Below are 22,032 nucleotides of genomic sequence, written 5' to 3'. Positions count from 1 at the left end.
AGAACGCTTATAGGTATTTGTTAGCTATCTTCTTGGGTGTTTATAGCGTTTAAGGGGCATTTAGTTGGTGTTTTGCGAACTTCTAGTTTTCATCTAGCTGGCAAGCAACTAATTGCTGCTCCCACATACCACTAATATCATCATCGCCCGCCTTAGAAGCAACCTGTTCATTAATAATCACTTCTATACGGCTTTCTAAACAATCATCCAATTCTTTTTCTGATATTGCATCATCTACAATGTTGTAGCTGAAAATACCTTCATTGGTGATCATAATTGCTTTAAGCCTTTCCACCTTTAGCGTATCTAGCCAGTCATGTAGCGCGGTTCGGTTAAATACAATGTAGGGCGAAAATCGCCACCCCATACTTTCAAAGCCTTCTCCGCTATTTTCAATTTTAACGAAGCCGCTCTGTGGTAGGGGTATATCGTTAATATTGCGCGCTTGATTGTGCTTGTGGTGATGATGATGATCGTGATCAGCGCTATCAGTGTTTTCATGAGTATGATGTGCGTCATCATGAGAATGGTGAGGTATAGGTTGCTTCATTGCTTTAACCACATCCGAAGCACCGTCTAGCAACGATGGCGCTAACTTTCCATGTTGTGCAAAAACGATATCAGGCATGGGATCACGGCGGTTAGCAACATAGTCAATAAGCAGCTGCTTAAAGTCATCTTGGTACAAATCTTCTTTGTTACCGACAACAATATCCGCAACATCAATTTGCTGATTAAACGTCTCATGCAAGGTGTAGCGTATATCTGTTAGCTTTCTGGCATCAACCAAAGTGATATTCTTTTGAATATTGAGCACTTCTTGATAATGCGCTGCAGATAACACTTCTAATACTTCTCTTGGGTGCCCTAGCCCCGTAGGCTCTATTAATAAACGATGGGGTCGAGATCGCGCAAGCAACTGATTAAGCGCAATTTGCATAGACAATCCTGATGCACAGCACATACAGCCACCGGGTACTTCACGCACAAACACACCGCTTTGTTCGGTATGAACGCCCTCAAAAAAGCCGCCATCTATACCAATTTCGCCAAACTCATTGACTAAAACAGCCCACCGCTCATTTTCTGGCTTAGCTTCTAGTAAGGATAAAATGGCGCTTGTTTTTCCTACACCCAAAAAACCACTAATAATATTAGTTGCAATAGCACTTAATTTTTCAGGCTTACCTGTTGTCATACACACCCTTCCTGTACGCCGTTATTTATGTGTAATGATGTGCGGATAATCGGTTTCATTGTCTGTTTGGCTGCGCAGCCTAAGATTTCGAATATGACTAAATGCGATGAAGCTAGAGCCTATTACCGTTAACACCACTTCGCCGTATTCGCCTAACACGTCGTGTCCTAACACTACGGCTAGAATAAGCAATGTTAGCCCCACCCCACCCACTAAAAGCATGGTGTGATTTCGGTGATAAAAGTACCCCATCATGAGTGCAATAACACTGATAGGCACAACAAAGAATAACAACGTTTTATGAAATAACTCATCATCAAAAGCTAAAGCCCCTGCTAACGGGGGAAGCAGAATTAATAAAACAGGCAACAATAAGCAATGCACCACGCATAACATAGACAGGGCTATGGCAGCTTTATCGCTTATTTTTTGAAAATTCATTCAGTATGGTTCCTTATCTTTAACCTACCCGATTTTTAGCTTACCAGCTTAACGTTGGCTTACCGGCAGATAACTCTGAAAGACCTTGTCCACGCTCGGTGATCCACTGAGCTTGAATAGCGCTTAGCGATGGCATAGATTCAAACAGGGCAACAGTAATGCCCGACACCGCATCATCACAATGAAATTGATATTCAACTTCTATATTTTGGTGATTTTCTTCTTCATGTTCTTCGTGCCCTGCATGTTCATCGTGCACGTAATGTTCTTTATGCGAAGCATGTTCGCTCTCATGATCTTCGTCGTGACCCTCATCGTGCTGCTTATGCATTTCATGATGGTCATCATGCGTTTCTAATGTGTGCTCAACATTCACTAACTCGCATTGTCCTTCTACATCAATCACATTGGTATTTGATGCCAATCTTTCGGCAAGAAAGCTTCGACTATTTAGTTGTTCAGTGGTTTCAGGCTCGTGCTCAAAACCAAGGGCGTCTGCGGCAGGTAATACAAGCTGAAGGTGAAGCATGTTTCCCTCTTGAGAAACCAAAAGCTCGCCTTGCCCGTGTACATGCTGCTGCGCATTAACTGTAAATCCTAAACTAGAAAAAAAGAATAAAGAGACTGCTAAATAGGACTTTTTCATGAATCTACCTTCTTATAAATTTTCAATAATGAGCGACGTCTTTTGACCGAAGTGGCATGTGTACACGCTAGGCCAGCTTCGTGAATCTCTGTATAGAACAAGCCAATTAACATACGTGAATTTACACGCTTCTTGATCTATTTCTAAATTATCTATTGATTTCATTTTGATACATTATAACATAACATAAAATAAGATTAAAATTATAACTTAGTATCGGGGTTAGGAATGATTAGGGTTACCAAGGTAGCAGCATTAATAAGCGCATTGTTATCAACAAGCGCTTTAGCACAGAATATAGAAGGCACTGTGCTTAATAAAAATGGCAATGCCGTAGTAGGTGCCAAGGTTGAAGTAGAGGGAACAAACCAAAGCACGGTGACCAACAGCGAAGGTAGATTCTCGCTACGTGATGTTAGCAACGGCAACGCCGAGTTGCATATTTCGGCACCCAACTTTGCTCACCTTCATCAAGATATTACGCTGGTAGAAGGCAAGCCGCTGCAACTTTCATTTACGCTAAATCGTTCTCCAATTGAAGTGGTTGACGTACTTGCTACGCCTATTCATTTGTCAGTGATGGAATCTGCATCACCGGTGAGTGTGTTAGCGGGTGAGACTCTTCGCCGCCAGCAAACATCTACTTTAGGCGATAGTTTAGAAAAAGTAGCCGGTGTACACACTAGCTTCCACGCTAAAGTAGCCAGCACACCTGTTATCCGTGGGTTAAGTGGCCCAAGAGTACTTATTGCACAAAATGGTTTAGATGTGAGCGACGTTTCACGAGTAGGCCCCGATCATTCAGTAGCATCAGAGGCTTCAACGGCGCAGCAAATCGAAGTGCTACGTGGTCCTGCAACCTTGTTTTACGGTAGTGGCGCAGTTGGCGGTGTTGTGAATGTAGTAGATGGTCGCATTCCTACCGATAGTACAACGCGAGGCGAATGGTTACTTGAAACCAACTCGGTTGATGATCAACAGCTTGGCTCTTTCAATGTAACCACGGGGAATGAGTCTTTCGCCTTTTATGCCGATGGGTATTGGCGCGAATCTAACGATTATGATGTTCCTGTTTCACCTGAAGTAGAGCACGACGATCATGACGAAGATGAACATGATGAAGAGCAGGCGCGAGTAGTAGAGAACAGCAACGAAGCGTCGAGTGGCTTTACCGTTGGCACCAGTTATTTGTTCAAGAAAGGCTATGTAGGGCTTTCAGTTGAGCAATTTAATCGTGAATACGGCATTCCTGGCCATACCCACGGCGAAGAAGAGCATGATGACGACCACGACGAAGAATTTGATGAAGAGCATCACGAGGAAGAATCCGTTTTTGCCGACCTAGAGCAAACCCGTGTTCAGCTTCAAGGTGAATACAATGTAGCAGGGAGTTGGGTAAAACAAATTCAGTTACGCGGTGGATTTACCGACTATGAACACGCTGAAATTGAAGAAGGTGAAGCGGGTACCTTGTTTGAAAATGAAACCCATGAACTAAAGCTCGATGTTTTACACGCGCCAATGAATGACTGGAACGGCGCGTTAAGCTTTCATTACAAAAATAGCGATGCATCAGCCCAAGGTGAAGAAGCGTTTACTCCCCCTTCGGTTACTGAAACCTTTGCGATGGCTATCATGGAAGAAAAGCGCTTTGATGATGTACTTGTTCAACTCGGTGCACGTATAGAACATGTGTCGCTAGAAGCTGATAACGTTTTGTTGCCCTCTTTGGACACACATGATCATGAGGAAGAGCATAATGATGATGGCCATGACGACGATGTTCATGACGACGAGCATGAAGACACCCTAGTATTCCCTATCGATGAATCCTTTACTGCATTAAGCATCTCGGCAGGTTTGGTATGGGACTTTGCACCAGGCTACAACGTGGGTATCTCAGTATCTCGTTCAGAGCGTGCGCCATCAGCCTCTGAACTACTTTCATTTGGCCCACATATTGGCACCAGTACTTATGAAGTGGGGGCTTTATTCGCCTTTCATGAAGAGGAAGGCGAAGCGCATATAGAGCTTGGTGAAGGCAGTATTGAACTTGAAACTGCTAATAATATCGACCTTACCTTACGTAAAACCGAAGGTAACTTAGGGTTTGTATTAAATGCGTTTTATAACCAAATCGACAACTATTACTACCAAACCAATACCGGCCTTTTCGCTGAAAGCGGACATGACCACGGTGAAGAAGAAGGTGGCGAAGAAGAAGGTGGTGATGATCACGACGAACACACTGATGAACTGCCCGTTTATATTTTCAAAACTGACGATGTAATATTGCATGGTTTTGAAGCACAAGTTGCTTGGCAAACCACAGATGAATTCAAAACCACGGTATTTGCCGACTACGTGAGAGCACGTTTACAAGATGGCGGCGATTTGCCTCGCACTCCACCGCTTCGAGTTGGTACGCAGTTTAGCTACCAAACTGAACGATTAAGTGCCCACCTCGATATTACACGCTACGACGAGCAAGACCGTATTGGTGAAGGTGAAACAGCTACCGATGGCTATACCCTAGTAGATGCCAGTGTGTCTTACGATTTAAATGTGCTTAACCAAGATATTTCAGTGTATGTGAAAGGCACAAACCTGACCGATACCGAAGCCAGAGTGCATACTTCATTCTTAAAAGATATTGCGCCACGACCTGGCCGTAGCTTTGCACTTGGTGTGAGGGGTTACTTCTAAAAGAAGTCGATTAATATAGCTGTGAAAGCAGCTCTTAAAATTCAACGTTTAGAATGGCAGTGTAAACATTGCCATTCTTGTTTTTGCTAATGTGTTTAATCGCTTTTCTTCTACACGCTAGTTACTTTTGCTCTCGTTGAAAATGACGCTCTTTCCCTTCATTAACTTGTTTTACGTCTGCACAATATTCTGAAATTGGCCGGATCAAAAGCCGAGGTATGCCAATAGGCTCACCAGTCTCTTTGCAATAGCCAAAATCACCTTCGGTAATGCGCCTAAGTGATTTATCAATTTTAAGAATTAGCTTTCTTTCTCTATCTAGAATACGTAAACCAATGCGTGAGTCTTCTTCATATTGCGCACGATCTACATCATCGTTTATCTCTGGTGGGTTGCTCAATTGCACCTTCATTTCTTCTATATGCAACATCGTCTTTTTCTTTAACTCGGTGAGCAACGTTTTAAAAAAATCCAGCTGAGCATCGCACATGTAATCGTCGGGCGGTGCATCTAGAAGCTGTTGTTTATCAAGTAACTGATTCATGACAAACTTTCCTTAGCTTGAGCCAACCAACGCAACGTATTTTCATAATGATGTTTTCCGTAACAGTTTAAAAACTGTCGCGTGTACTCATTCTTTACATCGTTCATGGCAGCGATGCGCTCATCGACAAAAGAGGCTGTTAGGGGAATACCACACTCTTCTATAATGCAATGTTTCCATTGTTCGTAACTTAATGGAATGATTGGCGTTTTCATTCGATTACCTTATTAGCTCTAGACTAAGAATATGATTTCACAGGTTTCTTTTAATGAAATCTTACTATTATGAATTCACTATAGATATGTTATAACATCACTTACGTAGAGTGTACAATTTAACGGCCCTTTTACTTAGCGCTGGCTTTCTTAATATGTGTGTTGAGAATTGCTCCTCGGCTAAATGCAATTCAAGGCAGACACAAGTCGAAAATATCGGCTATTCTGTCGTGCGAAGAGCACTATATTCATGCGGCGAGGTATAGTGATGCACGTAACATCTATTAAATGAATAACAACGAAAAGAAAACGCGATGAACTCAATAAATTCAACAATCAAAAGCAAGGCTACATGGTTTTTTTTAGTGGCATTGTTCGCTATTACCGCTAAAGCAGCAGAAGACACACATGAACGTACTATCGACATCGATAGCCATGTAGTGACCGAACATGAAACCAAAATACTAGGTAAGCGCGTGAAATACAGCGCCACAACGGGCACGCAGCCAGTGTGGAACAACACAGATGACGCTGTCGCTACATTATTTTACACCTATTACCAGCGCACCGATTTAAAAGACGACGGGTCTCGCCCACTTGTTATTTCTTTTAACGGCGGCCCTGGTTCAGCATCAGTATGGATGCACGTAGCGTATACGGGCCCTCGAATTTTAAACATTGATGATGAAGGCTACCCTGTACAACCTTATGGCGTTCAAACTAACCCGTATTCAATATTAGATGTGGCAGACATCGTATTTGTTAACCCCGTCAATACCGGATACAGCCGCGTACTTGAGAATGAAAAAGGTGAAATGCCATCAAAGGATGCTCAGAAGAGTATGTTTTTTGGCGTCAACGCCGACATTAGCTACCTTGCAGATTGGGTAAATACCTTCGTGACTCGCCATAATCGCTGGCGTTCACCGAAATACCTCATAGGTGAAAGCTATGGTACTACTCGGGTATCGGGCTTAGCCCTAGAATTACAAAACCGCCAGTGGATGTATTTAAATGGTGTGATATTGGTATCGCCTACCGATATTGGTATTGAACGAAATGGGCCAGTAAAAGCCGCAAACCGACTACCGTATTTTGCCGCAACCGCGTGGTACCACAACAAGTTAGACTCTGAACTTCAAAACAAAGACTTAACCGAACTGCTTCCTGAAGTAGAAGATTTCACCATCAACACACTTATTCCAGCGCTGGCGAAAGGTGGCTTTATTGGTGCTGAGGAAAAACGTAGCGTGCTTGCAAAAATAGCGCGTTATTCAGGGTTATCGGAAGACGCAATTTCACAAAACAATCTTGATGTAAGCACCGCCTACTTCTGGAAATCGTTACTTCGTGATGAAGGTAAAACTTTAGGCCGATTAGATAGCCGCTATTTGGGTATCGATGCTAAGCAAGCGGGTGATAGACCCGATTACTGGGCCGAACTAACGTCGTGGCTGCACTCGTTTACCCCCGCGATTAACTACTACTTGCGAGAAGAGTTAAATTACAAAACCGACACCAAATATAATATGTTTGGCGATGTTCACCCGTGGGACAGAAGTGGCAATAAATCTGGTGAAAACCTGCGTCTTGCCATGGCACAAAACCCCTATTTAAATGTGATGATTCAAGCAGGTTACTACGACGGCGCCACCAACTATTTTGATGCCAAATATACCATGTGGCAGCTTGATCAAAGCGGCAACATGCAAGACCGTTTAAGCTTTAAAGGCTATAGAAGCGGGCATATGATGTACTTGCGACGAGACGACCTAAAACAGTCTAATCAAGATTTACGTGAGTTTATCAAAAACAGCACACCTAAAAAGGGTGAGCCAGCGATGTATCGCCGCTAAGAAAAATTATAGTCTAGCAGTTTTCATCAACTCCGAATTCTAAGTATTATTTACAGCAAGCACCCTCTCAAATGAGAGGATGCTTTCACTTATTTTGATGCCCATCAAAATGATTAATTGAAATTACTTCCCTCATAAACATTTTCAATTGTAAGTGATTTAGCTGTCCCTTCTTCAACTAGTGACGGTGGTAGCATGTCACTAGTTAACGTAGGTTCAATACGAGGCTGATATGCTTGTTCATATGCATATGCAAAAGACAGTAACTCTGCTTCACTAAACTCTCTTCCCAACATTTCCATTCCTACGGGCAATGGGAGCTCTGATTCTATAGATGAGTAACCCACAGGCATTGTCAATGCAGGAAAGCCTGTAAATGGACTTATTCGATTGGCTGATCCCGAAGAAGTTGGACTGCTTCCATAAGAACCAGCAAGCCCTGTAATAGATGGATATATGAGGATGTCGTATCCTAACCCTATTCGATCTCCAAACACATCAGTGTTATCAAATGCTCTCGTAAAGCGTTCTCTTACAATAGTAGGGCGCTCATACACGTTCTTTAGATAAGTTTCATCGTTCCAACGATCTTCACCGAGCAAAGCATAAAACGAAAAGCTTCCCTCACTGCGCTCCAAATATTCCCCACTAGAGTACACTTCGTCAAAACTTCTGTAATGCAAATCAGATACAGATGACCAAGAAGATAGGTAATCAGTTAAACTGTAGGAAAATTCATAGCGAGATAAGCTCACAAAATTATTTAGCGTATCTTCGAGTTCAGGCACTGTAACATCTTCAACCGACGCACCTAATAATTTCATATTTTCGATAGCAGCATTCATAATACGCTGAACTTCAAGATTTTCGACACTATCTCCATCTCCAAATAGTTCGCGAATAACACCAACTCTTGCTCCTTGAAAAGCGTTTGCATCTAAGTTTTCACTGTAGTCTTTTACACCTGTTTCCACTTGATACTGAAGTTCGTTTGTCATTAATGGGGAATCAATCGCAAATTCTTCTCTTTGCCCACTGTAGGTACTGCTATCGTAACCAGTAATGACATTTAGAAACACTGCACAATCGGCGACTTTTTTACACATTGGCCCCGCTGTATCTTGAAAAGGAGCTAAAGGCATTATCCCATCTTGTGAAACTAACCGCATAGACGGACGTAAACCAATCAAACCTTGCACACTCGATGGAACTCGGATAGAGCCTCCAGTATCAGTTCCGATACCGACTACCGCGAGACTGCTGGCAACGGATGTTCCAGTTCCAGAAGAAGAACCGCCTGGCCCTTTAGATAAATCGTATGCATTTCGTGGGATACCACCTAACAAGCTACCTCCCGTGTAACCAAATGCGTATTCGTGCAAATTAGCTTTCCCTATTATTATTCCATCGGCCTCTCGTATCTTACGTGTAATATAGGCATCATCATCAGGTTGATTAAAGGCTAATGCCCCCCCCGTAGTTGGCATATCTTTTGTGTTAACATTATCTTTCAAGGTGACAGCAACACAATGCATTGCATCCAGCTCACCGGTTTCCTCAAACTTATCATCCAATGCGATAGCTTCAGACAGCGCATTTTCGTTAACTTGAATTAAGGAATTTAATTCAGGACCTTGTCTATCAAGTGATTCAATTCTATCCAGCTGCTCTTGAATAATAATTTCACAAGTCGTTTCTGAATTTAGTATAGCATTATGAATATCTGAAATAGACGCACCTACTATATCAAACGAGCTTGCTCCGCCAGCTTCTTTCGAGTTGTCATCATCACTACCGCAACCGGATAAAAACAACACTAATAAAAATAAACTTTTTTTCATAACACATCCCTATAAATACGCACTTAAATTCAACCTATAATTTCACTAAATCCACCCACTTAAGAGAGCACATATATTTCATTAAAATATATTCTCTATATTTAAATAGGGCGATGCATATTTTGCATTAAGAATGCCAACTTTGATTTTATAAAAAATCTATAGAACTACATAAAATTACGATAAACGCATGAAAAAAAGGTTAAAATTATTTTTGAAACGAACTTCTACCCGCAGTGCACAAGCTGTGTGCTTTTATGCACAAAATAAGCACATTAGTAACACTACCCCTCTTAAGCTGAATTAAATTATCCCTTTAACTTTACAGGGTTAAATTTTAATATTGAAAAATAACCAAAGACTATTAAGGTTAAATTGAAAAAATTAAGTGAAATTAAAAAAGCGAGAAACCTTGAATAAATAAATAGACACTTCGAGGCTTTCATTAGTGCAACTTACAAGAATTTAAAATATTAAATTTTTAATTAAAAAGGCATCTCGCATGAATTTTTTGAAAAAAACTTACTTGAAAATATATTTTTGTAGAAGTTAGAAAACAAAAATCTATAGTACTTTTACCTTTAATAAACACTGGTTTTATTAGAGCCAAGCCTCTATTACTTGAACTCCTATAAATGCTCTGACTCCATCAATGCTCGGCAAATGTGTTATTCTGCGCGCCTAGATTCAGTTCAAGCACAACATTCTGTTAAAAGGACAAACCTTCCGATGGTTCCATGGGTTAAATTGGGCACAGCTAAAATTCCAAATAATGGTGGGGAACTAACGTTCTCTCAACGCGATGAAGAGTTCAGTATTCGCCTTTCCGGTATTCGTGGCGAGTTGATGAATAGCCGTGTATACAACTCAGAAAAAGAGCTGTCTCAGATGGGTTGTGAGCACCTTAAATCCACACCTAACGCACACGTTTTAGTGGGCGGTTTAGGGATGGGATACACCCTTGCAGCGGCGTTAAAAGAAGTCACTGCTAGTTCGCAGGTCACGGTAGCCGAACTCATTCCTGAGGTGGTGGAATGGAACAAAGGCCCACTTGGTAACTGCGCTAAGAACCCACTTCAAGACCCTAGAACGAATGTTAAAGTAGGTGATGTAAAACACCTTCTAAATACTAAAACGCCAACCTACGATGCCATACTACTTGATGTAGACAATGGCCCTGAAGGCTTAACCCATTCTGACAATAATTGGATTTATTCAATCGAAGGTTTAGAAGATATTTATGAGGTGCTTAAACCCAATGGCATGTTAGCCATTTGGTCTGCGGGGCCTGATTACTTGTTTTCAGTACGCTTGAAAAATGCAGGCTACGTAGTGAGTACTCGTATTGCCAGGGCACGCAAGGGTAAAGGGAGTAAGCACACTATTTTCTTGGCTAAAAAGCCCGGGTAACTCATCTTTTTAGTTAGCTCCTTTAACTAACTTTGACCCCACTATTTTTCTGGCCCATTATTTTTGATTTTACCCATTTGAATCAGCAAGCCGCCACGGGTAATTACGCTGGCCCCATTCAGTAGAATAAGGGGCCAGGCGACGGTAAACGGCATAGTAAACGCAAACGCGAGTGTAGTGACATCTTTAATTAGAATACTGCGGAATAACGCTGGTGATAGCGCGCCAATCACCCGGCTACGCCTTAGCACCATTATTTGGTGTAACGTGCCTTGAACAAGTAGCACGGTTACTACCAGCATCAAGCTGTTTGCCCCAATCTTGGCAAGGTTAGGGTAAGGCCGAAAACCTATAGAACCTAGCCCTATCACCAAAGCACCGGCGCACAAGCTAACGACAAAACTCGTTGATATTGACCGTCTGTCTCGCCAAATTTGATAAAGGATGGCCAATATCAGAAGCAGCGCACCGAAACGAGTCCACACTAGATAATGACTAAGCGGCTCTATCGCAATACCGAAAATAAAATTGGCATAAAACGCAAAAAAGCTTGAGGTAAACTGGTTTACCGACAAGCTTTGAGTAGCGCTCTGATGACTTTTGCGAAGCGCCTCTATATTGAGGATTTGTTTTGCTAAGCCGTACCAAGTCAGCAAAAAAGCGACTGCGCTCACGGTACCTAAAATGTGGTACAACAAAAGAGATTCCTTGCAAGCTAATTGAAGTTTGAAACTATCGATACCTAAACTTTAAAACGCACTAAAATACACTATATCAATGTTTGAAACTGACTAACATGAAACAGCGGTCACTTATCAATCTAAATATGCGATGTTGGAGGAAAAGCACATATCAGGTATGCATACCAAGAGCTTCATCTAGAGTATGTTCTCCAGTAGTCGTAGGGGGTTATTTTGATGGGATGACGAAAAGATAAGCCGTGCGAAGGCACCTCACGCACATGCAACCATGGCTTGTAATCTTCATTACGTCCTTGCCCACGACCTTCGTTAAGCCACTTTTCACACTTTCTTGTATTTTGAACATAGTTCGCGATCCGCTTTACCTTCTAATTTAAACGTAAACTGTAAAACTAGATTCAATTCTTGAATTATGGACGATTTTTACGTAACCAAATTATAGTAAACAAGGATTCAAATGGACCATGGGGAAGTAATTAACTACATGTATTAATGGAACTTAATTTAAAAATCAGTAACTCACGAACATAAAATGACCGCTAGTGTTATTCTTTGACGGTAGTCTTTGCATATCATTGCTAAATTAGCTAATTTAGCAAAACGGTTAAAATCTAATCTTTATCAATGTCTAATAAAGCGATATTTGAGCAAATAAAACTAGCTTTAGCTGAAGCACCTCGTAATCAGTACACTGCTGAACTTCATCTACAAATGATTAAGTTTGCTGATGAGTTAAAGCACATCACGGCTAAAGAGTTTTGTGAGGAAATGGGGCTAAACCAAAGTCTGGGCACAGAATTCAGTAAAATGCGAAATTTAACCAAAAGACTAAAGGCCGCAGGCTTGAATACAGATCTAATTTAATATCAAGGAAGGTTTATGAACAAGCACATTAAAGTAGAAGTGCAGGGGGATCATTTAGATAAGGTATCCAAGGCCAACGCTCTAAACGCTATATCTGAATTGGTATGGAATGCTGTAGATGCTGATGCCACCAAAGTTGAAGTATTAGTAGATGCTGACGATATAGGGCTATCTGCCATTCATATAAAAGACGATGGGCATGGTATTCACTATGATAAAGCATCAACTTATTTTAGGGGCCTTGGTGGCTCTTGGAAAAGTACAAATGGTTTGTCACCAACAGGCAGGGCTCTACACGGAAAAGAAGGTCAAGGCAGGTTCAAATCATTTTCAATTGGTCGAGTCGTTGAGTGGAATACTAGATTCAGCTCAAAAGACGGTGTTTTTTTTGAATATAAAATACAAGGATTTGCAGATAACAAGAAAACTTTCTCCTTAAGCCCACAAGCACAAAGCCAAATTACTAAACCGGGAACTAACGTCTCTATTTATGAACCGCTGAAAGAATTTCCCTCACTAACTAATGGTCGACTAGCAGAACATCTTACTTCGACATTTGCTACCTACTTATCCACGTACAAAGATGTAATGCTTTATATTGATGGAGTGCGTATCGATCCTGATTCTGTAATATCTAATACAGAAGTAATTGAGTTACCTAAGGTGTTTTATGAGGGAAAAGAATTTAATTATGAACTTCAAATAATTGAATGGAAAATATCAACAAAAAATCAAATTCAGCTATGTAACAAAGCGGGTTTTCCTCTACTACCACTAGACAAAAAGGTTAAAGGAAGCGGGAATGTTTCATTTACTGCATATTTGAAATCTGATCATATTACGGAGCTAAACAGGCAAGGTACGCTTGGTTTAGGTGAATTAGAAACATCTTTGAAAGCGCCAATAGAAGAAGCCACTAAACATATCAAAGATTACTTGATAAGAAGAAAAATTGAGCAATCTTCAGATCAATTGGAAAAATGGAAAAACGAAAATGTCTATCCATATAAAAATGCCGTTAGTGGCCATGTTGAAGTTGCTGAAAAACAAATGTTTGATTTCCTTGCGCTTAATATCAACGAACTGGTTCCTGAGTTTGACAAATCAACATTGCAATTGAAGAAATTACAATTGAGTCTGCTAAAGCAAATTGTCTCAACTCAGCCCAGTGATCTTCACACAATTTTGACTGAAGTACTGAGTTTAAGTGAACAAAAACAAAAAGACTTTGCAGAGTTACTCAAAGATGCATCTCTTTCGGCCATTATCAGCACCACAAAAGTTATAACCGACAGATTAAAATTTTTAGCTGGAATTGAAGAAATAATATTTAATCCCGAACTAAAGAAAGCGCTCAAAGAGCGAAGCCAGTTGCACAAAATAATAGAAGACAATACTTGGATCTTCGGTGAACAGTTTGCGCTATCTGTAAGCGACCAATCTTTAACACAGGTATTACGTAAACATTTAGATAACCAAGGCATTGAGATTGTCACAGATACACCAGTGAAAAGATTAGATGACTCGGTTGGTATTGTAGATTTAATGCTTACCAGAAATATTGCTCGAAATCATCCTACAGAGCGTGAGCACTTAGTTGTTGAATTGAAAGCACCTAAAGTAAAAATAGGACAAAAAGAGATTAATCAAATCGAATCATACGCTTTTGCGGTAGCTGATGATGAACGATTTAACACTATAGATACTAATTGGCACTTCTGGATTATCTCAAATGAACTAGATTCTTATACCAAACATAGGCTCAGTGGTGACAAATTAGACCGAGGTATCTTGCATAGCGCCAAAGGCATTACTATTTGGGTAAAAACTTGGGGGGAGCTCATAAATGAATGCAAGCATCGCTTAGAGTTTATAAGGCAACAACTAGATATCAATATAGACAGTTCTGATGGCTTGGAATTTTTGCGAAAAAACTATGCTGAATTAACCAAAAATACTAAAGAATAATTTAGGGAAGAAGAATGCGCGAGCCTGTGAAAATAAAATTTATTTCAGCTGATATCTCCAAAAGCGATATATCAGGGAAAAAAGAGCCGAAGGAAATCGAAATAAATGATAAAGCAAATGAAGATCTAAAGCCGCTTTTGAAGTTCATCAATAAGACTTTAGATATTGATAACTTAATTGTATTAGCAGGTTCAGGAACATCGCTAACTTTTAATGAACGAGACCAGCCATATATTGCACCGAGCATGTGGCACCTTTGGGAAGCATGCATGCAAGCTAATCCTGAGTTGTTTAGGCTGACATTAGCTGCAACAAATTATAATAAACTTCAGACAAAGAAAAATGCGCAGGGAAATGCTGAACCCGATATTGAATTGCTACTGTCTCTTTGTGATTCCTCTCTAGCTGTAGGTGACTTATCACCAACTAGAACCAAGCAGGTCAAAAACTTTCTCAACAAAGCTAAAAAAATAATATTGGAAAAAACAGACTTTACCGATCTAATTTGCGATGAGGCAAAATGGACCAGCCACGGTAAATTTTTAAGAGCTGTGGGAAGAAGAAGTGCTCAGCAAAAAAGACTTAAATTATTTACCACAAATTATGATTTAGCTTTTGAGCATTCTGCTTCTAATTCGGGCTTTGTGGTGATCGATGGCTTCGAGTTTTCCAACCCTTCATATTTTAATCCAATGTGGTTTAACTATGACATTGTAAACAGGTGTCAATCGGGAAACAAAGACGGGTCATACATAAGCAATGTCATCCAATTATACAAAATGCACGGTTCCGTTGACTGGCGTAAAATTAATGGACGAGTTAGGAAAGTACACGCAGATAGTAACCTTGATGATCCTGTATTTATTTACCCAAGCAGCAGTAAATATCAATCTTCTTACGACTCTCCTTATCTTGACATGATGACTTCGTTTTTAGATGCAGTTAAGCAGCCCAAAACAGGTGTCTTATGCCTAGGGTTTGGATTTAATGATAAACATATCAATAATGCTTTAACTATGGCTCTAAGAACAAATCCAGAATTTATGATGATGGTTGCCACAAAAGATCCTTTTAACGCCAATGGTTCATTTAATTCCGATATAAGAAAGTTGCTACTTTCCGCGATCGAACATGGAGATGGGAGAATCGCAATCCTAGATTCAACGTTTGAAGAGTTTGCCAATATACTGCCAGAAAGAAGAGGAAAGAGCCCAGAAGAAGATCTGTTCAAACTCTTCGAGAAATTAACTGCGAATGCAAGCTAAGGAAATTTTTAATGGATTATGCGAATTGGTTTTCTCCTTATGATTCATCTAGGCGGATAGGGAGTGTAATAAACGTTTCCGCGACAGAAGTTATTGTTAATCTCTCCCAAGCTGGCACGGGCGAGCCAAGTTGGTCATTTGGTAATAAAATTGCTGCTGGTGAAGTTAATGAATTTGTTTTCATTGATGTAGGTGAAACTGCAATATTTGGTCGTTTAGTTAAAGTATGGCTTGAAGGCGGAGAACGTCTCTCTGTAGACGCTCTAACAGATAAGCCATCGCTTAATCATCCTATTGGATTGGTTCAATTATTAGTAAGTATTGAGCCATCTAATGGCCGCAACTATAGAGGTATCAAGTTTCATCCAAGGTTAGGTAGTCAAATTTATTCTGCGCACCCTCACTTAGTTTCGCTACTTGCAGAGGGAAAACAAGATGAACGCTCAAATCAATATCATTTGCCAATAGCGACACTTCCTCATGATGAAGCTGTAACTATTAACGTTACTCCTGAAAAGCTGTTTGCACGACATTGTGCAATTCTAGGCACAACAGGTGGTGGTAAAAGCTTTTCAATGACAAACATTATTGAACAAGTACAGCTTGCCGGTGGCAAGGCCATTATTATTGATCCTACAGGAGAATATAACTCCTTAAATTGTCATAGCTATTATGTAGGAAACCATCCAAATGCAACACCTCAGAATCAACTAACGTTCCCGCATTGGCAGTTTACAGACTCTGATATAAGAGCCTTCTTACGTCCATCGGCGCAAAGTCAATCCCCTAAATTAGATGCAGCAATAGAAAGTCAAAAAGTAGTAACCCATTACTATAGGCTTCAAGGCCATGGTTTAGCAATCTCCCCCAACTTCTTGCTGAAGAAAGCTGCCCAAACTAAATATCCATTTGAGCAAGCTTTGCTAGGTATAAATCAAACTATTAACTCGACTCCTTGGAATTTTTCGAATTTAGCTGAACAAATTGTCCAAGAATGCGTATGGCCTAATGGAGGAAACGCTGCAAACCCAAATCCTACTGTGTGGGGTGGGAGAGCTGACAATGATGTAGGCCATTGTCTAAACTTAATATCTAGGATTAAAGCCTATTCTAGTAACCCTAACCTTAAATGGATGATAGATGTAAACCAGTCCTTATCAACAGTATCTGGTGTAATTGAAAACTTTTGTTCACCTCAAAACACTCAACAAGTTATCAGGCTTGATTTGTCCGAGGTACCTTTTGAAGCTAATTCAAGAGAGGTTTTAGTAAATGCTATTGGAAGAAAGTTACTTTCTGTAGCCAGAAAGGGAGCGATAAATTATAACTCGCCACTTCTAGTATTTATTGATGAAGCACATCAATTCCTGAATAAGAAAGTTGGGGACGATAGCAGTAGGTTTGAACTAGATGCCTTTGGCAACATCGCAAAAGAAGGCAGAAAATATGGTTTAAATACTATTATCGCAACACAAAGGCCAAGAGATATTCCAGAAGATGTACTTAGCCAAATTGGTACACTTATAGTTCACCGATTAACTAATCAACTCGATCAAGAAATTATAAAAAAAGCTGTAGGTGCAATTGATCAGAGGTCAGCTTCATTCTTGCCGACTTTGGGACAAGGTGAAGCGCTCCTACTCGGAGTTGATTTTCCATTTCCAATGACGGTGAAAATGAAGTTCCCCAATAACCCACCAGAGTCAAAAAGTGCTGATTATTCTGAAAGTTGGAGAACCCCATGACGTTAAGAAGCTTGTGTTGCTTTACGTCGCTATCAAGGTAAAGAATATAACGATGGATTTAGATGAGATACTTCAAATGATGCATGGGAAGATATAGAGGGTTATCAGATAGTTGAAGACATACAAATGATTGACAGTCTAGAGATAAGGCAGTGTTTAATAGGCCAAGTGACAATGGTGATCTCTAAAGGTGAATATACTTACTTATCGACAGCATGGATCCACCCTCTTTACAGAAGACGTGGTAAGTTATCAAGCCTATGGAAAAAATTAATAACTGCATACGGCAGTTCGAAATAGAACAACCTAATAGTAATATGCGAGCGTTTGTAAGAAAAGTGAATATTACCTTATGAAACTTTGAGCTTTAAAAACTATAGTAAGATGATTGAAAAACATATTTTAAGTTAATTTGAAAGGCAAAAAATGGATAGGGACTTTTTAACTCCACGAGAATCATTAAAATCAAAATTATGGACGATAATCAATAGCAATAAGTTAGTTGTAATCAATGCCTCTCGCAGAATGGGAAAAACAACCCTCATGAGAGACATGACTGACAAACCTAAAGATGGTTTTGTTCCTATTTGGATTGATTTACAAAGCGCAGAAGACGAAAGAGGATTAGCTGATAATCTATACTCTTATTCTAGAGATAGAATTAAATTATTTGATAAATCAAAATCTAAATTCAATAAGTGGATGTGTTTACTTAGTGAACTTAAGTTAGGCCCTGTAACATTACCTAAGCTAAACAGTGCCTCTTGGAAAAGTTTAGCTGAAATGACAATTGACTCGTTAATTTCTTGCAATAAAGGAAAAATAGTTATTTTTCTAGATGAGTTGCCATTGTTGCTGCATAAGATTATGGTGAATCAAAACCCGAATTCAGCAGCGGAAGTACTCAATTTTTTTAGAGCTATGGGGGAAAAAAACTCCCAGCGTCTGACTTTGGTATACGCAGGTTCTTTGGGATTGCACCATATTCTTAATAAATTAAATGGTGCAATAAGGGAAAACCCTCCGATGGTAAATACAGCATTCATTTACCCGATACCTACACTCGAAGAAGACGAAGGGAGTGTTGTAGCAAAACTACTTTTTGATGAAGAAGGCACTGAGTACGACGATCAAGTACTTTATAGAATATGGGAGCATGCAGACGGCGTACCTTTTTACATAAGGCAAATTACATTGAGCTTATTTGGTGCTAAGCATAAATTAACAGTTGCGGACGTTGACTCAATCGTTCAGAAAATGATCTGCGATGCTAATGATTTGTTGCATATTGACAAAGATCACTTTTTAAGATTACAAAACTCAGACTACTATGAGAATAGCATTCGTGATTTTGTACTGAATATATTAGATAAAGTAGCACAGGCAGACAATGGAAAATTAGATGAGGAAACTTTATATAATGAAGTTTGTCAAACTGAAGAAGAGAGAAAACTGTTTAAAAGCATCATATCAGCTTTAGAAAAAGAATCATTTACTTAAAATGAACGACAAGGTTGTAGAATTCATGTTTTCAATTGTACGTCGTTCTTGGTTACAAAATAAAGTTGTCGGAAGTTAGTATGTCAAGTGATAAACCAAGAGCTCAAGATGCATTACTAGATGAACAGAAAGAATTAGTTGAACAAATTTGGCGAACTTTAAAATATTCTAGTTTAATGCTAATTGGCCCTAAAGGTATTGGAAAAACATATATTCTTGAGCATGTCATTCAAAATCGTCGCAACAACTTCAAACCTATTTATATTAATGCTAATCATGATAGAGAAAATTTAGATTCAGTAAGAAAATCGCTTATTGAAGAATTGTCTGTAGTACATCGAAATTATTCACTTATAGGCTCAATTTTCAAATCAAGTTCGCTGCAAACGCCTAGAAACTCATCCCTAAGTAAATTGGCATCCAAAGTAGCAAATAGTTTAGATGATAACGAGTTTTTGTTACTAGTTCTTGATGACTTTACAGAATTACTTAACTCTAAGAACGAAATAGAAAGCCGGCAATTGATGGACGAACTGCGCCACTTAAGAATGACTAATGATAAAATTAGAATGGTAGTTTCAGGTAGAAATATTGATGAGTTAGGGCTTCAATATAGCGACGTGAGTTTTTTTAATGACTTAAAAGTACTAACTGTCGAGGCTTTAAGTAAAAAAAGCACCAAAAAGCTTATATCTCAATTGATAAAAACATCAGAGAATAAAAAATATCTTAAGAAGATTATTAATCTGATGTCGCCAATTGATATGGGCTACCCTATTATCATTAAAACAATCTTCTCACTTTTAGATAGTCGCTTTAAGAGCGATAGATTAGAACTTACATCGACAGAAGATCTTAAATTTGAATTAGATGCAATAATCGAAAGAATGTGGAAGAACGTTACTTCTCGATTAACAGATGACGATAGTGATGAGCTAGAAAACATTGCTAAATATCTGTCTACACATAAACACCTAGTCCCAGAAGAAAACTTGATAAAAAATGATCGGCAACGCAATTATTTGTTAAAAATTCTTGAACAGGAAGGTTTTATTCGTAGATCAAACAACAATATTTCATTTACTCACAAAGTGCTTGAAGATTGGGTCAATTCTCATATCAAAAATAAGAATTACCAGAAAAGGTAATTTTCTTCTATTCCATTTCACACTTGTGATTTTAGTTCTTAAAAACTTCACTCAAGTTACATCAAAAAGGCTCCTCAAATAGGAGCCCGTATGCATGACTTTCCAACTTAGTTTGGATGTGACAATTCCTCAGCCGCACTATCTAAACCCTACTCTACCGTAACCGACTTCGCCAAGTTACGAGGCTGATCCACATCAGTACCTTTAATTAACGCTACATAGTATGACAACAACTGTAACGGCAAGGTATAGATGATAGGGGCAATAGGCGCTTCACAGTGCGGTACATTGATTACGCGCATGGTGTCGTCACCTTTGAACGCCGCGTCTTTATCAGCGAACACGTACATGATGCCACCACGAGCACGTACTTCTTCCACATTCGATTTAAGCTTTTCTAGCAGCTCGTTATTAGGCGCAACCACAATCACCGGCATTTCATCATCGATAAGTGCCAATGGGCCGTGCTTCAATTCGCCTGAAGCATAGGCTTCTGCGTGAATGTAAGAAATTTCTTTTAGCTTAAGCGCCCCTTCCATAGCAATAGGATATTGGTCACCACGGCCTAAAAACAGGCTGTGTTGTTTATCGGCAAATTCTTCGGCTAAATCTTCAATACCTTGTGTAATGGTAAGGGTTTCTTCTAATTTAGCTGGCAAGCTTTGAAGGGCACTAATGATGTCTTTACTATCACTTTCAGCCATACCGTTTTTCTCACCTAACGCTAAGGTAAGCATTAAGAATGCAGCTAGCTGCGTTGTAAATGCTTTGGTAGATGCAACACCAATTTCTGCGCCAGCCCGTGTCATAAACGCTAAATCTGATTCGCGCACTAGCGATGAGCCCGGTACGTTACAAATAGCTAAACTTGCGCTATACCCAATTTCTTTGGCTAGACGTAATGCGGCTAAGGTATCAGCTGTTTCGCCCGACTGTGAAATAGTAATAAGTAAGCTATTCGGGTGAACTACTGACTTGCGGTAACGGAACTCTGAAGCAATTTCGATATTGCACGACACATTGGCGTATTGCTCTAACCAATATCGTGCTGTCATACCTGAATGATAACTGGTACCACAGGCAACAATTTGAACGTGCTTAATTTTACTGAAAATATCATCGGCACCGTTTCCAAAAACATCTGCCGCTAATCCATTTTCGGTCAGTCTGTCTTTTAATGTATTGCGCACTACCACCGGCTGCTCGTGAATTTCTTTCAACATATAGTGACGATAAGCGCCTTTGTCGCCAGCGTCGTGTTCAACGTTCGACTCTATAATTTCACGTTCAACGGCATTGCCGTCTTTGTCATAAATAGCAATGGTGCGGCGAGTAATATCGGCAACATCGCCCTCTTCCAAAAAGATGAAGCGGCGTGTTACAGGTAACAATGCCATTTGGTCTGATGCGACAAAATTCTCGCCTAAACCTAAACCAATCACTAGCGGGCTACCAGAGCGCGCTACTACCATACGGCCAGCATCTTCTTTATCAATAACAACCGTGCCGTATGCACCATGAAAGGTTTTAACCGACGTTTGAACTGCTTCTAATAAGTCTTTACCAGCATCCAGCGCTTCGTGAACCGTGTGTGCAATGGTTTCGGTATCGGTATCGCTACTGAATACATAACCTTTTGCTGAAAGCTGTTCACGTAGGGCTTGGTAGTTTTCAATAATGCCGTTGTGCACTACGGCAACGCGATCGCTTGAAAAATGTGGGTGGGCATTGGCCACCGTCACGCCGCCGTGGGTAGCCCAACGGGTATGTGCAATACCGGTAGTACCTAGCGCTTCATCGTTGGCAATAATATCTACCAACTCTTGTACCTTACCGGTACTTCTTATGCGATTTAGTGTGCCGTCTTGTTGCAACAAAGCTACGCCTGAAGAGTCGTAACCACGATACTCAAGTCGTTTTAAGCCTTCTAATAGAATTTCAACAACATTACGCTCACCAACAGCACCGACAATTCCACACATAA

16 protein-coding genes are annotated in these 22,032 nt (G+C 40.0%); 8 read left to right on the top strand and 8 right to left on the bottom strand.

The window, feature by feature from the left end; all coding sequences use genetic code 11:
• Positions 1–82 precede the first annotated feature (82 nt).
• From R1T43_RS01755 to R1T43_RS01745, 3 genes are read right to left on the bottom strand one after another with little or no spacing between them, the layout of a single operon-like run.
• A complete protein-coding gene (locus tag R1T43_RS01755; protein ID WP_317352247.1) occupies positions 83–1,198 on the bottom strand; it encodes a GTP-binding protein in 1,116 nt (371 codons plus the stop codon).
• A gap of 21 nt (positions 1,199–1,219) precedes the next feature.
• Complete coding sequence (locus tag R1T43_RS01750) at positions 1,220–1,639, bottom strand: MerC domain-containing protein (protein WP_317352245.1); 420 nt, start codon at positions 1,637–1,639, stop codon at positions 1,220–1,222.
• A gap of 40 nt (positions 1,640–1,679) precedes the next feature.
• Positions 1,680–2,285 carry a ZrgA family zinc uptake protein gene (locus tag R1T43_RS01745; protein WP_317352243.1) on the bottom strand — a complete coding sequence of 202 codons (606 nt, stop codon included), beginning with the start codon at positions 2,283–2,285 and terminating at the stop codon, positions 1,680–1,682.
• 228 nt (positions 2,286–2,513) lie between these two features.
• Between R1T43_RS01745 and R1T43_RS01740 the strand changes: the two genes are divergently transcribed.
• Positions 2,514–4,991 (top strand): TonB-dependent receptor, encoded by a 2,478-nt coding sequence (locus tag R1T43_RS01740; protein ID WP_317352241.1) that lies wholly within the window; start codon positions 2,514–2,516, stop codon positions 4,989–4,991.
• A gap of 121 nt (positions 4,992–5,112) precedes the next feature.
• Here the strand turns inward: R1T43_RS01740 and R1T43_RS01735 are convergent, their stop codons facing one another.
• Entirely contained in the window at positions 5,113–5,535 is a 423-nt protein-coding gene (locus R1T43_RS01735; RefSeq protein ID WP_317352239.1) for a TraR/DksA C4-type zinc finger protein, read from the bottom strand.
• Positions 5,532–5,750: a hypothetical protein gene (locus R1T43_RS01730; RefSeq protein WP_317352237.1), complete on the bottom strand. Its 219-nt coding sequence runs from the start codon at positions 5,748–5,750 to the stop codon at positions 5,532–5,534. Before R1T43_RS01730 ends, R1T43_RS01735 begins: the two co-directional genes overlap by 4 nt.
• A gap of 314 nt (positions 5,751–6,064) precedes the next feature.
• Between R1T43_RS01730 and R1T43_RS01725 the strand changes: the two genes are divergently transcribed.
• Entirely contained in the window at positions 6,065–7,606 is a 1,542-nt protein-coding gene (locus R1T43_RS01725; protein WP_317352235.1) for a S10 family serine carboxypeptidase-like protein, read from the top strand.
• Positions 7,607–7,719: 113 nt separating this feature from the next.
• On the opposite strand, the gene R1T43_RS01720 is transcribed toward R1T43_RS01725, so the two are convergent.
• Positions 7,720–9,447, bottom strand: a complete 1,728-nt coding sequence (locus R1T43_RS01720; protein WP_317352233.1) for an amidase — start codon at positions 9,445–9,447, stop codon at positions 7,720–7,722.
• A gap of 729 nt (positions 9,448–10,176) precedes the next feature.
• Between R1T43_RS01720 and R1T43_RS01715 the strand changes: the two genes are divergently transcribed.
• Positions 10,177–10,857, top strand: coding sequence for a hypothetical protein (locus R1T43_RS01715; protein ID WP_317352231.1), 681 nt, complete (start codon positions 10,177–10,179; stop codon positions 10,855–10,857).
• Positions 10,858–10,898: 41 nt separating this feature from the next.
• On the opposite strand, the gene R1T43_RS01710 is transcribed toward R1T43_RS01715, so the two are convergent.
• A complete protein-coding gene (locus tag R1T43_RS01710) occupies positions 10,899–11,555 on the bottom strand; it encodes a hypothetical protein (protein WP_317352229.1) in 657 nt (218 codons plus the stop codon).
• Positions 11,556–12,437: 882 nt separating this feature from the next.
• Here R1T43_RS01710 and R1T43_RS01705 point away from each other — a divergent pair.
• From R1T43_RS01705 to R1T43_RS01685, 5 genes are all read left to right on the top strand, one after another.
• The gene (locus R1T43_RS01705; protein WP_317352227.1) at positions 12,438–14,390 is read left to right on the top strand and encodes an ATP-binding protein; all 1,953 of its coding nucleotides are present in this window, start codon (positions 12,438–12,440) and stop codon (positions 14,388–14,390) included.
• A gap of 14 nt (positions 14,391–14,404) precedes the next feature.
• On the top strand, positions 14,405–15,655 hold the full coding sequence (locus R1T43_RS01700; RefSeq protein WP_317352225.1) for an SIR2 family protein: 1,251 nt from the start codon (positions 14,405–14,407) through the stop codon (positions 15,653–15,655).
• A gap of 11 nt (positions 15,656–15,666) precedes the next feature.
• Entirely contained in the window at positions 15,667–17,400 is a 1,734-nt protein-coding gene (locus R1T43_RS01695) for an ATP-binding protein (RefSeq protein WP_317352223.1), read from the top strand.
• Positions 17,401–17,826: 426 nt separating this feature from the next.
• Complete coding sequence (locus R1T43_RS01690; protein WP_317352220.1) at positions 17,827–18,900, top strand: hypothetical protein; 1,074 nt, start codon at positions 17,827–17,829, stop codon at positions 18,898–18,900.
• A gap of 80 nt (positions 18,901–18,980) precedes the next feature.
• Complete coding sequence (locus R1T43_RS01685; protein ID WP_317352217.1) at positions 18,981–20,048, top strand: ATP-binding protein; 1,068 nt, start codon at positions 18,981–18,983, stop codon at positions 20,046–20,048.
• A 149-nt stretch (positions 20,049–20,197) separates the two neighbouring features.
• Here the strand turns inward: R1T43_RS01685 and glmS are convergent, their stop codons facing one another.
• Positions 20,198–22,030, bottom strand: coding sequence for a glutamine--fructose-6-phosphate transaminase (isomerizing) (gene glmS, locus R1T43_RS01680; RefSeq protein ID WP_211070192.1), 1,833 nt, complete (start codon positions 22,028–22,030; stop codon positions 20,198–20,200).
• Positions 22,031–22,032 lie beyond the last annotated feature (2 nt).

The organism is Alteromonas sp. CI.11.F.A3 (assembly GCF_032925565.1).
In the GTDB taxonomy this organism is placed as follows: domain Bacteria; phylum Pseudomonadota; class Gammaproteobacteria; order Enterobacterales; family Alteromonadaceae; genus Alteromonas.
This window is presented reverse-complemented; position numbering and strand designations above follow the sequence as displayed.